A 13771-nucleotide genomic window follows, 5' to 3' on the forward strand; every position below is an offset into this window, starting at 1 on the left:
CTCAGAAATTTCTCTCAATATAGTGATTTTAAGCCCTTTGCATCCACAATTCAGTATTGAAACCAACTGTACTGAAAACTGTCAGTCCTTTGTGGCAACTTTAAAACTGACAACTAACCACAAACAACAAACTATACGTGAAACCCTTCCTGCATATTCTCTGTCACCACGTGGCCGTCGAACAAGTGAATCACGCGTCGGGCGTAATCGGCATCATGGGGAGAGTGGGTTACCATCACGATAGTCGTTCCGGCATCGTTGAGTTCAGCAAGCAATTTCATCACTTCGTCTCCGTGATCAGAATCGAGATTACCGGTCGGCTCATCGGCGAGAATCAGTTTGGCGTTTGCTACAACCGCACGCGCAATGGCCACTCGCTGCTGCTGGCCACCGGATAGTTGCTGCGGAAAGTGATTACGCCGGTGCATCATTCCCATTCGCTCAAGGGCAGCTTCCACTTTCTCTTTGCGTTCTTTGGAATCCACACCAAGATAGAGAAGCGGCAGTTCCACATTTTCAAAAACGGTGAGTTCATCAATCAGGTTAAAGCTCTGAAAGATGAATCCAATATTTCCTTTTCGAAGCTGAGCTCGTTCCCGTTCGGAATGGTCTGAGATCTCATGATCCATAAAATGGTACTCACCTTCCGTTGGATTATCCAAGAGCCCCATAATATTCAGCAGAGTAGATTTTCCGCATCCGGAAGGCCCCATAATCGCGCAAAATTCGCCATCTTTAATTTCCAGGTTCACATCATTCAGGGCGGTCGTTTCCACCTCTTCAGTGACGTATACTTTTTTCAGATTCTTTGTTTTAATCATGATTTTGTTCGGTTTGTTGTTTGGTACTTGATAAAGTTTGTAAGGAATTCATGGTTTTCGGTTCATACTTGTAGAAGCTGTCCGTTGTGTGTTGTTAGTGGTCAGTTGTTTTCTTCAACATTCATCAAATCCTTCTCATTATGGATATATCTAAATCAAATTTTGAAAATTTAGAGGTTTATCAACTTTCTGAAACCTTGGCTGATACAATTTGGGATATAATTGTCGTATGGAATTACTTTGCTAAAGATACAGTTGGCAAACAACTTGTTCGCGCTGCTGACAGTATTGGGGCAAACATCGCCGAAGGCAACGGCAGGGGCACTTTCAAAGGAAATAAACGATTTGTAAAAATTGCCAGATCCTCTCTTTACGAAACCAAGTTCTGGCTCAAAAGAGCTTCTAAGCGAAATTTGATTAGTAAGAAAGAACTTCATGTGATCGCTCCTATGATTAACGAATTAGCACCAAGATTAAATGCGTATTTAAATTCAATAGGAAATTAGTTAGTGGTCAGTAGTTTGTTGCTTGTTGTAGGTCGGTATTAAAAATTTACCACTAACAACTAACAACTAACTACATCCAATTTATTCCAAAACCAGAACCTCATTATCCCCAAACGTATCATAACTTGAGGTAATCACTTTATCACCGGGTTCGAGGCCGGAGAGTACTTCAAAATATTCGGGATTCTGTCGGCCTAACCGGATCTCATGCCGTACGGCGCGAGTCTCATCCTCATTCAACAGAAAGACCCAATTGCCGCCTGTGGTTTGATAAAATCCGCCTCGAGGTAAACGAACAGCCTGCGCCGATTCTCCCAATTCAAGCCTGATTCTAACCGTTTGGCCTCTCCGTAATCCATCAGGCGCATCACCGATAAATTCCATATCCACTTCAAACTGTCCATTGGTAATAACCGGGTATATTTTCGTAATGACAAGCTCGTGATCTTCTCCATCAAAGGGGAACGAACCTTCCAGTCCCGGTATAATCCTGGAAAGATGAAACTCGTCGATATTCACACGAACCTTATAATCATCCAGGTTATCAACTTGCCCGATTCTCTCGCCCGCTGAAATGGATTGACCCTGGTTCAGCTCAATGGTACTGAGTTGTCCCGATGCGGGAGCCGTAACCGTTAAATTTTCCAAAATCTGTTGAACAGCTTCCAGGTTTTGGTACATTCGATCTTCTGAGTTATCCAGTTGCCGAGCCTGCGTGATGGTTTGGATAGAATCTCTTCGGTAGGATTCATAGGTCAACTCATATCTTTCTTTTTGATAGCTATAGTTTGCCTGTGTCTCCTCAAATTCTTGTTCCGAGATTAGATCCTGTTCTCGCAGATGCTGATTCCTTTCGAACCGGGCCTCTAAAATCTGTAATTGCGACCGCGCATTGGCCAGCTGTTCCTGGAGCTGTAATGTGTTCTGCTCGAGGTTCAGGCGAGAATTTCGAACGTTATTAATTTGATCATACAGCGCTGAAGTCTGCTGCATCACCTGTAATTGTAAATTGGAGTTCGACATCTCCAGAATTGTGTCCCCCTCCTGAACCATGGTACCCGATTCGAGGAACACCTGGTTTACAACCCCCCCTTCAATGGCATCCAGGTATATCGTCTCTATGGGCTGAACGGTACCCGTAACTTGTATAAATTCCTGGAAAACATCCTCCTGAACGGTTGAAACTGTAACTCGTTCCCTGTCTACATTTAGCGTCGATCGTACATCCATAAACCCGATTACATACACAATCAATGCAGCGATGAGGATCCCTCCAACAACCATCAAAATACGCTTGGTTGTCCAGGTTTTCTTCTCAATTTTCCGATCCATTCCCATATTTAAAGCAATTCTTATGTTTTGAATATTATTAGTTCAACAAGCATGCCAAACTTTATAATCGATGTTCACACGCTTTGAGCAACTGTTATTAGTATTTCAACTGTACGAATTGCAACAGGGTGTGTTCGATTCCGTACAGTTTTTCGACTAAAACCTTGGATTATAGTTAATATAAAGTACTTTACTTCAATGGTATGATTTTTGAGCAAATTGGTGTGAATGTACGGGAAACAATTTAAAATGTTATACAAGCCGGTATGAACAAAGAACAAAAAATGGGACGTGTTCTCGTAATTGATGACGACAAGGATGTTCTGCATGCAGCACAACTTTTCTTAAAACAACATGTTGAGAATGTTAAGATTGAATACAATCCCAAACGTATTCCCAACCACTTAGAGGAGCATGATTACGATGTTGTTCTGCTCGATATGAATTTTACCGATGATGTTAGCAGTGGCGAAGAGGGCTTTTTCTGGCTTGATAAAATTCTTGAAATCGACCCCTCGATAGCAGTCGTCTTAATTACCGCTTATGGTGATATTGAAAAAGCTGTTAAAGCTGTAAAAAAAGGAGCATCTGATTTTGTCTTAAAACCCTGGCAAAATGAGAAACTTCTCGCTACCGTACATTCCGCTGTGAATTTGAGCACATCAAAAAAAGAAGTGCGGGAGCTAAAAACCAAGTATGATACTCTGCGGTCTGACCTTGAACAGCCCTACCAAAATATCATTGGTACCAGTCCGGCTATGCAGAAGGTGTTTCACACTATCGAAAAAGTAGCAAAAACGGATGCCAATGTACTCATAACCGGGGAAAACGGTACTGGAAAAGAACTGGTTGCCAGGGCACTGCATCGACGGTCCAACCGAAGTGAAGACACTTTTGTAACGGTGGACATGGGAGCCTTGCATGAAAATCTTTTCGAAAGTGAGCTGTTTGGTCACCAGAAAGGAGCCTTTACAGATGCACGAGAATCACGGGTGGGACGATTTGAGATTGCCAATGGCGGCACGCTTTTTTTGGATGAGATCGGGAATCTGCCTATTCATCTTCAACCCAAGTTGTTATCCGCTCTGCAAACTCATAAAATTGTTCGAATCGGATCCAATAAACCGATAGAGGTTGACATTCGGTTGATTTGCGCCACAAATGAGCCACTCAAAGAGATGGTTTCAGAAAATGCTTTCAGGCAGGATCTGCTATACAGAATTAATACGATTGAGATTCACCTCCCGCCGCTTCGGGATCGAAATGAGGATATCGATCTGCTGGCCGATCACTTTCTCAAGCAGTACAAAAAGAAATACAAAAAAGAGAATCTGAAACTATCTGACAAAGCATTGGTTCATCTCAAATCCTACCATTGGCCCGGAAATATTCGGGAGTTGGAGCATGCTGTTGAACGGGCAGTGATTTTATCAGATGAGGATATTTTGTCCCCTGGAGACTTTCTGTTGACATCCGGTACCGGGGCATCGCACGAAATTCCCGTGGACGACCTGAACCTGGAAGAGATCGAAAAAGCGGTCATCCAAAAAGCACTAGAAAAACACCGGGGAAATATCTCCCGCGCTGCCGAGGATCTCGGGCTTACGAGAACATCTCTTTATAGAAGAATGGAGAAGTATGAGTTGTGATTTGGTTGGTTGTATGTGGTCGGTTGTTAGTGATTGAATTGATTTTACAACTAACAACTAACTACACACAACTAACATGTAATTTGAATGATTTAGACATACTGAAGCATCAAATAAACTCTTAAAAAGTAAGAACCCTTAAATCAAAAATATGATCAAACGCTTTCGTTTAGGAATTGCAATTCGGGTGGTGTTACTCACTGTAACGTTGTTCTTGCTACTCTACCTGATTCTTGAGACGGAGTACTACATCAGCATGGGGTTTATGGTAATTTTAACCATCATGCAGATCGTTTTTTTGATCCAATTTCTTGAGCGAACCAATGTACTTTTAACCCGTTTCCTGGAATCCATTCGCTATTCTGATTTCACAGGTACATTTCAAAATCACGGCTTAGGGAGTAATTTTAATGAGTTGAATGAGGTATTCTCCAATGTGATTGAAAAATTTAAAGAAGAACGCAGCAAGAAAGAAGAGAGCCTGCGTTACCTGGAAACAGTTGTTGAACATATCGGAATTGGTTTGATCTGTATCAATTCCAATGGGGAAGTTATCCTGATCAACCGGGCAGCCAAGCGGCTTTTTGGGGTTTCCAATATGCGAACCATTCAATCCTTCAGAAAAATATCTGTTTCCCTCACCGATAAAATTATAAACCTTGAGGGAGGAGACCGAACCCTGGAACGAATCTCAATAGAAAATGAAAACCTGGATTTGGCCATCGAAGCAACTGAATTTCGAATGAGGGGCGAGGCATTCAAATTGGTTTCCTTTCAAAACATCCAGACCGAACTGGAAGAGAAAGAGATGGAATCGTGGCAAAATATCACACAGGTTCTCGCACATGAAATCATGAATTCCATCACTCCCATTGCATCTCTTTCCGGAACTATTCACATGCTTATTCAACAGCGTGCTAAAGAGGAGAATAATCATATTTTATTGGATCGCGAAACAGCCGAGGATGTAAATGAAGCGCTGAATACCATCAATAAGAGAAGTCACGGGCTGATGCGATTTGTCAACTCTTATCGCGACTTTACCCAGATTCCCACACCTGATTATGAATATTTCTCTGTTAAAGAACTTCTGCACCGAATTGAACATCTGATGAAAGCGGAATGCGAGAAAGAGGGAGTTGCTTTACATACTGAACTTCAGTCTGATACTCTTGAACTCCGGGCTGATCCCCAACTGATTGAACAGGTGTTGATCAATCTCACAAAAAATGCGTTGAGAGCTCTTCGAAACGTCGAGGAACCGGCTTTAACCTATAAAGCCGGGATCAGCATGGATGGACGAATTTACATCGATATCATCGACAACGGTCCGGGAATAAAAAAAGAGGACCAGGAAAAAATCTTTATTCCGTTCTACTCAACCGCCGGTAATGATCCGGATAAAGGAACGGGAATCGGATTGAGTCTTTCCCGCCAAATTATGCGGATTCACGGCGGCGCACTCCAGGTAAAATCCGAGCCCGGCAAACAGACGGTTTTTACGTTGAAGTTTTGATATGCTCCTCCTCTTGATATTTGTTCAACAATAATGGTCACGCTTTAATCTGTTTCGGGGTTTATCCCGGAGAGAGAGTCAGATTGGATTCAGCCCACTTCGGGGCTGCCACTTTTTGAATTCCATGTTCATAGCGCTATGCACTATGCTGACGATGGGCGCTCCTTTGGAGCTTCATTTATTACCGGTTCCAAAGGTCTCCTTTGGAACCTACACCTCGAAGTTCTGCTTCCACTGGAATCGGAGATTCAGAATAAGTGAAGAAATTGATAACTAAGAAAAAGATGTAAGGACTTTGCAGAATTCGGTTCATACAGATAGTGACTGGTCCCAAAGGGACCGTTGTCATCAGCATAGTGCGAAGCGCTATGCCTTTACATGAAATAATTTACAAAAGCCCTGAAAGGGCGAAGTCCGTAATCCATCAAACCATGCCACAATCATTATCCAAAGTATACACTCATATTATATTCAGCACCAAGCACAGAAAAAATATGATCGACAACCACATCGAAAATGACTTGTACAATTATTTGGGTGGAATTTGCGGAGATTTTGGGTGCAATCCCGTTCAAATCGGAGGGCATAAGAATCATGTCCACATTTTGTGTCTTCTGTCCAGAAAAGTTGCCCAAATGAACCTGATACAGGAGATCAAACAGGGTTCCTCCAAATGGATTAAAACGATGGGAAGCAAGTATGCTGACTTTTACTGGCAGGATGGCTATGGGATTTTCTCTGTATCTCCTACAAATGTTGATAAATTAATCGATTACATTCGAAACCAGAAAATTCACCATCAACAAAGAAGTTTTAAAGAAGAATTAATCCTATTTCTAAAAAAATATGGTGTGGATTATGACGAACGATATCTTTGGGCATAATTGTACCGGAGAGTCAGATTGGAATCAGCCCACTTCGGGGCTGCCACTTTTTGAATTCCATGTTCATAGCGCTGTGCACTATGCTGCCGATGGGCGCTCCTTTGGAGCTTCATTTATTACCGGTTCCAAAGGTCTCCTTTGGAACCTATACACCGAAGTTCTACTTCAAATGGAAGCGGAGCTTCCTATAGGCATTCCGAAGCTGAGCTTCGGAACAAGTGAACTACGAAAACACACCTCTAAGATAATTTCTATACGGATGTCTCCTCCTCTCCCCGACGGTTCGAGACAGGCAAGAGGAGAGTTATTCTACCTCTCATCAAAATCTTCGTCGTCGAAGCCGGTCATACCGCCGAGCATACTTCCCAGCATATCTGAATAGGTTCTGGTGATGTCAGCATCTTCTTTACCCAGTTTCGAGTTTTGGTGAAGTGCTTCGATCACCAAGTCCATCAATGCATATTCGTCATCGGAAGAATTTTTGGTAAATTTTTTCACGATTTGATGGAGTCCGGTCACATTATCTAATCGAGCTTTATACTCTTCGGAACTGAGCAGGTCAGGGATATCGAGCGAATTTCCTTTCGCAAACCAATCCAGGATCTCCTGGTATTCACCCTGTTCTTCTGTATCTGACCTTTTCTGGGGATCAGGAAAGTACCCTTTAAATGTTTTATTGATCGCCTTTCCGATGATATGCTTTGCTACATTGGCAGCTCCTTCCTGTTCACCTTCATAAACCAATTCGAGTTTACCGGTTAGTGCGGGGATCATCGCGTAGAGATCTGTAATTCGAAGTGTTACTTCCGATTCTCCATTCGAAACTGCACGCCGCTCCGCAGCGGAAATAACCTGCTCCATAGCCGTGATGGTCATACGTGTGGAAACACCACTTTTTTGGTCAATGTATTCACTTTCCCGTGCTTCAAAAGCCACATTTTCGAGAATGGTTCTGTAGCTGTCGGGGATGATGACCTTTACTTCGCCATTTCTCTCCGCCCATGATTCCTGCCTGGTAATTTGAATAGCCACATCCATTTCGCGTGGATAATGGGTGATGATCTGAGAGTCAATCCGATCTTTCAGCGGTGTAATGATGTTCCCGCGATTGGTGTAATCCTCAGGGTTGGCAGAAAAAGCCATAGAGACATCCAAAGGAATTCGAATATTGAACCCGCGAATCTGGATATCACGCTCCTGCATAATATTAAGCAACGCTACCTGGATTCTTGGCTGGAGATCGGGAAGCTCATTGATCACAAAAATTCCGCGATTCGTTCTAGGTATCAGGCCAAAATTTATAACCTCTTCATTGGCCAGCGCAATCTTTTTTGATGCCGCTTTTATCGGATCGAGATCACCAATCAGGTCCGCAACGGTTGTATCCGGAGTAGCCAGTTTTTCACCGTATCGCCGTTCCCTGTGAAGCCATTCAATAGGTGTGTCATCTCCCTTATCATCCAGCAAATCTTTGGCATATTTCGACACAGGATTGTATGGATCGTCATTCACCTCCGATCCTTTTACAACCGGTATATATTCATCCAGAAACTGAACCAACATCCGTAATATTCTTGTTTTGGCTTGACCACGGAGTCCCAAAAGAATCAGGTCATGCCTGGCAAGGATTGCATTTTGAATTTGTGGACTCACCGTTTTTTCATATCCCAAAATACCGGGAAAAAGTTCTTCTCTGTTTTTCATCTTTTGGATGAGATTTCTCCGCATCTCCTCTTTAATAGATACAGATTCCCATCCACTTTCCTTTAACTGACCAAATGTTGTTGCTTTTTTTGTCATTTCAATTTTTTAATTCAATACCAATTGCAATTTCATAACTTAAAAACCGTGAGCTTCATTTCTAAAGATTCAATTCTCTTTCAAAAATTTCAGTCACGTTTCTGGATTTAATCATACACTCCTCCCACTCAGATTCCGGGTCAGAATCACTCGTAATGGCTCCGCCAACCGGGTAAAAAAGTGAATCGTCCTGCAGGATTGCTGTTCGAATAACGACGTTAAAATCAAAATCATCCTCCGGGGTGATATACCCGATTGCGCCTGAATAAATTCCGCGTTTGTACATTTCTAATTGATCCGCCGTCTTCATCACTTCAATTTTTGGAGCGCCGGTCATAGATCCCATGGGAAAACAGTTTTTGATGATCTCCACCGGATCTATATGCTCTTTAGCCGTCGATTCCACAACTGAAATAAGTTGATGTACGGTACCGAATGTCTGAACGTCGTAAAGTTTTGAAACTTGTACAGATCCCAATTTTGATACTTTTGACAGATCATGCCGAACCAAATCCACAATCATCAAATTCTCTGCACGATTTTTTTCATTCATCAACTCATCGCGGTTAATCTTGTCCAGCTCCGAATCTAACGACCGCGCGGCAGTACCCTTTATGGGTTCAGAACGAATTGAATTTCCATCCTTTTTCAAAAAACGTTCGGGAGATGCACAACAGACGGAAAATTTTTCATGAGATATAAATGCTCCAAATGGGACTGGATTAATCTCACGCATTCGTGAATACAACCAATATGGATTGCCCAGGTAACCTCCACACAAGGGAATGGTATAGTTCATCTCATAAAAATCTCCCTGATGAATTTTTTGCTGGATGGTTTTCACCGTTTCAAGATACTCGTCCTTTCCAATCAAAGGTTGAAATTCCATCTCAACGGAACCGGGCAGTTCCGATTTCAACGTCGGCTTCCAATCAAAATCATAGCCTAATAATTCTACATTGCTATCTTCAATTTTCAGCAAAATTTCCGGCTCCATAAAATACATGTCCGGGGTGTTGCTCAGAGGTAAATTTTTTGATTCCAAATCCTCAACGAAATTCTTCAAATCATATCCAAAATAGCCAAAAAGCCAGCTTTTTTTATCTTTTCTGAACTCCTGAAGTGCATCCCAGGGATTCATTTCGAACATTTTTTTATCTCCATTTTCGAAGATTTCTATCGTTGAACCGTAAGCTGTAATTGAGCGTTTGGGTTTTGCCGCTATATAGGAACTCCCTGAAGAGGGGTGCCCGGCCAATTGCGATTCGAGTAAAATGAGTGGATATTGACCCAGTATTCCGTACAGCTCATCTATAGACTTATTTTTTAGCGATGATTTCATGTGCTCAATGATAGTAGAAATATTATAACCTATGAACAAGTTTCGATCTTAACCGTTCACTCACTACATTACAGGAAATGTGTTCTGACCAAAAATTATGTATAAATATTTAGCTCGGCCTCTGTTATTCAGATTATCAGCTGATTCAACGCATGATGCAACGGTAAAAATGGCATCATCCATTAGCAAACGGGCGTGGATGAGCAAAGCGGTTGGCTCTATCTACTCTTATTCTAACCCAAGCCTTGAACAAAATATCTTTGGATTAAAATTCCCGAACCCAATTGGGCTTGCCGCAGGTTTCGATAAAAACGCCACTATGGCCCCAGTGCTATCTCGCATGGGCTTTGGTTACCTGGAGATTGGGAGTATTACCGCCAACCCATCCACCGGCAACCCAAAACCACGCAGTTTTCGGCTGCCGGCTGATCGTTCACTTATCAACCGGCTTGGTTTGAATAACGACGGAGTTCAAACCATTTCACGCAGGCTAAAGAATCTCGATCTGTCGATTCCGGTTGGTATTAATATTGCCAAAACGCACGATCCCACAATTACAGGGGAAGATGCAATCAGGGATTATGGATATAGCTTCATCATTCTCAAAGAAATTGCCGATTACATAACATTAAATATTTCTTGTCCGAATACCACGGAAGGAAAAACATTTGAAGAACCTGAAACCCTGAACGCTCTTCTCGAACATCTTGAAATTGGTAAAGACTCAAGTTTGCCGCCGGTACTTGTAAAATTTTCAGTTGATCTGGATGACAATCAGCTTGACGAATTGATTGCAATTTGTGAAGACCACGCTGTTGATGGTTATGTGGCTACAAACACCTCATCCGAAAGATATAATTTAAAGACTTCTACTTCGAAAGTTGAGAAAATTGGCAGAGGCGGACTCAGCGGTAAAGCAATTGCAAAACGAAGCACGGACATAATCCGCAAAATTCATAAAATCACGAAAGGAGAAAAAGTGATCATGGGTGTTGGCGGAATTAGCAGCGGAAAGGATGCAATTGAAAAATTAAAAGCGGGTGCTGACCTTCTGCAAATTTACACTGCATTGGTGTATGAAGGGCCCGGAGTAGTTAAAAAAATAAACCGGGAAATTGCTCAATATCTTAAGGAAAATGATATAGAGCATGTGTATCACATCCACAAAATTAAAGATTAAAGGGAAAAATCATCGTGCATTCAACCGGCTCTTCTGAGGAGTGAGCATCGAACCTCACATTGGTTTCAATTCCGCTTTCAAGCGCCTGGGGTATTCCTGAGCGATCCATCCGGCTGAGTTGTTCGTAGGATTGAATGGTTCCATCCGGCTCAACCACAAACAAGTACTCCAGTTCACCACGAATAGATACATCCTGCGTCCACTCCGGGTAGCTCAGTGAATTCATAAACGATTCCATATCTCCACCCAGGTTGAGGGTGATTCCGGCCGCTTCACAGCTCGGATAATTCCCCATCTCTTCCTCGGTTTCCTGTTGATCCTGAACCATCGTTGAATCCCTGACGCCAAGCGAACCTACCGATGGTTTGGAAAGTGTTTCCCGAAGAATTTGTACCTGTGGCATGACTGTACTAGCAGAATACTCAGTTTCAATCTCCTGTAAAATGGACCGGGTGCTATCCCAATAAGCACCTTCAAAGGGGTAATTTTCCGTAATTTCTGGTTCCTTGAATGTCGAATCGGCAATCTGCTGCCAATATTGTTGGCGGGTATCATCTAGAGTGGTATCTGCCAGCATAACCCGTGCTGAGTCTTTAAGCTCCTCAAACTGGTTTCTTTTTGATTCTATCTCCTGTTGCTCCTCGAACCATTGGCTGAAATCTTCGTCAAATCCGGGTTGATTTCTCCCCTTTTGCATATATGTTTTGGCTTCGTCCAATAATAAAAAGGGGCGAACCAATTCAGCTTCACTGCTGTCAACCACGATCTCTGAAGCCAGGGCTTGAGCGGAATCAACTGTAGAATCGCTGACAGCCACGTTCATTCCTGAATCAGATCTGTTTTCATCTTCAATATTTTCAGACGATGGTATCCCCAATCGTTCCGCCAACCGTTCGGTATAGTTGGAATTAGGGGCTTGTGCTTTCAATTGCTCAAATAAATTTCCCGCTTCTTCCTGTTGATTTAGAAGTAATTTAACTTCAGCAATGGAGTAGAGAGATCGTATCGCCAGATCCTCATCATATCCTGAATTGGCCACTTTTTGGTAGTAGACCCCGGCACTGTCGGGCATATCCAGTGAGAGAAAGAATAAATTTCCGAGCCGGTAGTTGTAGGATTCAATTTCTGCGTACATCTCATTTTTTGCCTCCTGTGAAAATGGAATTTCACTGGTGTCAATTGTGGGTTGGATCCCCGTAGCTCTGAGATCTACAGAGTTATCTTCGCTTGAATCATCTTCAGCTGCACGAACTTGGTCGAACCTGCTGCCACTTACTACCGATCTTCGTCGCCAGTTATCTGCTAAGGGGCGATCGCCCCATATTGCCTGGAACTGTAAACTTGCATCGGCAAGACGTGTGGCACTTTCAATATTCAGAAACCCATATTCAGTAGTAGTTGCTGCCTGAGCCGGCTCTTGAGATTGATCAGCCACTAGCATTTGATCCCTCTGATCCTGGATTTCCTCGAGCTCTTCCTCCATCTTTTCCAGCTCCTGCTGACGTAACTCATCCAGAAATGCCTCCAACTCTTCCTCATCCAATTCCGCAAGGTTCAGCAAGCTGTCTCTCCTTGAAATGTTCTCTTTTATAGACACATATTCGCCATACGAACGGGCCAGTTCCCGGGCGTTAAAATCATCATCTAAAAGTGACTCATCCACTCTCTGCGATGCAGCAGAATCAAAATAAGCAGCTGCCATCCCCAAATCCTCATATTCATCTCGATAGATTTCACCAAGTCCGTAATAAGTTTTTGCAAGTGTAAAATCTGTAGGCGGCTGGATACGATTTCGAAGTACACTGTTGTAATTTTGAACAGCTGCCGCCTGATCGCCTTTTAATTGCAATGTTCGAGCAATTTCATACTGAAGGTCACTTCGGTACTCCAGGAATTTATCGTCTCGCCGCATTCTCTGATAGATAGATACTGCATAATCATAATTCCCGATTTCACGTGATACTTCAGCCTGCTTTCGTATAGCATTAAATTCAAGGTCAAAGTCTGTCCGTAAATCATTGATTTGCGAATACGAGAAAAGCGCCCGGCTTAACTCATCCATATTTTCAAACACCTGACCCAGTAAAAACCGGGTTTTGGCTCGTTTTTCCTCTTGCTCTATGCCGGATAGTGACATTTCTAAATAATTGGCAGCCGTCTCCCAGTTTTCCAGTTCGGTATGAAGTTCACCTAAAGCCAGCTGAGCCTCCGCCCTCCATTTTGGAAGCCAGTTTTCCTCCCCACTCAACTCAAACTCCAAGACCTCAATTCCCTGATCATAATTAGACATCTCCAGGTAAGTTAAGCCGAGCCAAACGACAGCTTCCTGCCTTTGCTCTCCTTCGGCAATTGTATCCAATTCCTGGAATTTTTCGAGCGCCGCAAAAAAATCGGAGCGGTGATAGTAGGACTTACCTATAACAAAGAGTGCCGGTACCACAAATTTTGAATTGTCATGATCGCGGAGAATAGCACTTCCCTTTTCAATAGCTTTATCAAAATCTTCGAGACCTGCATCCGTAGGCGAGGGATGTACACGGATCGGAACTAAAGGGTTAATCTGCGGCTGTTGATTTCGATTTTTCTCTAACCCGCTGTTATAAAACTTTTTGGCATTATAGAATGTATTATAGTAGGCTGTAAAATTATTCCAACCCTGTTTCAGGCTGCCGCAGCCGGCAAGAAGAAAAACCAAAACAGTTATTTGAACAATTTTTCTCACGGTATGATAACGCCGGAGC

10 protein-coding genes are annotated in these 13771 nt (G+C 42.8%); 5 read left to right on the top strand and 5 right to left on the bottom strand.

Annotated elements, in window-relative coordinates; all coding sequences use genetic code 11:
* Positions 1-131: 131 nt before the first annotated feature.
* Positions 132-821, bottom strand: a complete 690-nt coding sequence (locus L6773_RS12230) for an ABC transporter ATP-binding protein (RefSeq protein WP_237854711.1) — start codon at positions 819-821, stop codon at positions 132-134.
* 146 nt (positions 822-967) lie between these two features.
* On the opposite strand from L6773_RS12230, the gene L6773_RS12235 reads away from it, so the two are divergent.
* The gene (locus L6773_RS12235; RefSeq protein WP_369431572.1) at positions 968-1327 is read left to right on the top strand and encodes a four helix bundle protein; all 360 of its coding nucleotides are present in this window, start codon (positions 968-970) and stop codon (positions 1325-1327) included.
* Between the two features lie 81 nt (positions 1328-1408).
* Here L6773_RS12235 and L6773_RS12240 read toward each other — a convergent pair whose 3' ends face one another.
* Positions 1409-2659 (bottom strand): efflux RND transporter periplasmic adaptor subunit, encoded by a 1251-nt coding sequence (locus L6773_RS12240; protein ID WP_237854713.1) that lies wholly within the window; start codon positions 2657-2659, stop codon positions 1409-1411.
* A 266-nt stretch (positions 2660-2925) separates the two neighbouring features.
* On the opposite strand from L6773_RS12240, the gene L6773_RS12245 reads away from it, so the two are divergent.
* The 3 genes from L6773_RS12245 to tnpA all read left to right on the top strand — a co-directional run bounded on the left by L6773_RS12245 (position 2926) and on the right by tnpA (position 6708).
* Positions 2926-4308, top strand: coding sequence for a sigma-54-dependent transcriptional regulator (locus L6773_RS12245; protein ID WP_237854714.1), 1383 nt, complete (start codon positions 2926-2928; stop codon positions 4306-4308).
* A 151-nt stretch (positions 4309-4459) separates the two neighbouring features.
* The gene (locus L6773_RS12250) at positions 4460-5824 is read left to right on the top strand and encodes a sensor histidine kinase (protein WP_237854715.1); all 1365 of its coding nucleotides are present in this window, start codon (positions 4460-4462) and stop codon (positions 5822-5824) included.
* A 431-nt stretch (positions 5825-6255) separates the two neighbouring features.
* Complete coding sequence (gene tnpA, locus L6773_RS12255; protein WP_237854716.1) at positions 6256-6708, top strand: IS200/IS605 family transposase; 453 nt, start codon at positions 6256-6258, stop codon at positions 6706-6708.
* A 309-nt stretch (positions 6709-7017) separates the two neighbouring features.
* Here tnpA and L6773_RS12260 read toward each other — a convergent pair whose 3' ends face one another.
* Together L6773_RS12260 and L6773_RS12265 are read right to left on the bottom strand one after the other, a co-directional pair.
* Positions 7018-8508: a magnesium chelatase ATPase subunit I gene (locus tag L6773_RS12260; RefSeq protein ID WP_237854717.1), complete on the bottom strand. Its 1491-nt coding sequence runs from the start codon at positions 8506-8508 to the stop codon at positions 7018-7020.
* A gap of 61 nt (positions 8509-8569) precedes the next feature.
* Complete coding sequence (locus L6773_RS12265; RefSeq protein ID WP_237854718.1) at positions 8570-9850, bottom strand: anthranilate synthase component I family protein; 1281 nt, start codon at positions 9848-9850, stop codon at positions 8570-8572.
* 97 nt (positions 9851-9947) lie between these two features.
* On the opposite strand from L6773_RS12265, the gene L6773_RS12270 reads away from it, so the two are divergent.
* Positions 9948-11030: a quinone-dependent dihydroorotate dehydrogenase gene (locus L6773_RS12270; protein WP_237854719.1), complete on the top strand. Its 1083-nt coding sequence runs from the start codon at positions 9948-9950 to the stop codon at positions 11028-11030.
* Here L6773_RS12270 and porW read toward each other — a convergent pair.
* On the bottom strand, positions 11020-13752 hold the full coding sequence (porW, locus tag L6773_RS12275) for a type IX secretion system periplasmic lipoprotein PorW/SprE (RefSeq protein WP_237854720.1): 2733 nt from the start codon (positions 13750-13752) through the stop codon (positions 11020-11022). The two genes, L6773_RS12270 and porW, sit on opposite strands and share 11 nt — an antisense overlap.
* Between the last annotated feature and the right edge of the window lie 19 nt (positions 13753-13771).

This window comes from Rhodohalobacter sulfatireducens (assembly GCF_022012475.1).
In the GTDB taxonomy this organism is placed as follows: Bacteria; Bacteroidota; Rhodothermia; order Balneolales; family Balneolaceae; genus Rhodohalobacter; species Rhodohalobacter sulfatireducens.

What these genes read in the sequence shown, in the direction of transcription:
- L6773_RS12240 (WP_237854713.1), bottom strand. Translation starts at nt 2,659, where the DNA reads ATGGATCGGAAAATTGAGAAGAAAACCTGGACAACCAAGCGTATTTTG.
- tnpA (WP_237854716.1), top strand. Translation starts at nt 6,256, where the DNA reads ATGCCACAATCATTATCCAAAGTATACACTCATATTATATTCAGCACC.
- L6773_RS12270 (WP_237854719.1), top strand. Translation starts at nt 9,948, where the DNA reads ATGTATAAATATTTAGCTCGGCCTCTGTTATTCAGATTATCAGCTGAT.
- L6773_RS12260 (WP_237854717.1), bottom strand. Translation starts at nt 8,508, where the DNA reads ATGACAAAAAAAGCAACAACATTTGGTCAGTTAAAGGAAAGTGGATGG.
- L6773_RS12245 (WP_237854714.1), top strand. Translation starts at nt 2,926, where the DNA reads ATGAACAAAGAACAAAAAATGGGACGTGTTCTCGTAATTGATGACGAC.
- L6773_RS12230 (WP_237854711.1), bottom strand. Translation starts at nt 821, where the DNA reads ATGATTAAAACAAAGAATCTGAAAAAAGTATACGTCACTGAAGAGGTG.
- L6773_RS12265 (WP_237854718.1), bottom strand. Translation starts at nt 9,850, where the DNA reads ATGAAATCATCGCTAAAAAATAAGTCTATAGATGAGCTGTACGGAATA.
- L6773_RS12250 (WP_237854715.1), top strand. Translation starts at nt 4,460, where the DNA reads ATGATCAAACGCTTTCGTTTAGGAATTGCAATTCGGGTGGTGTTACTC.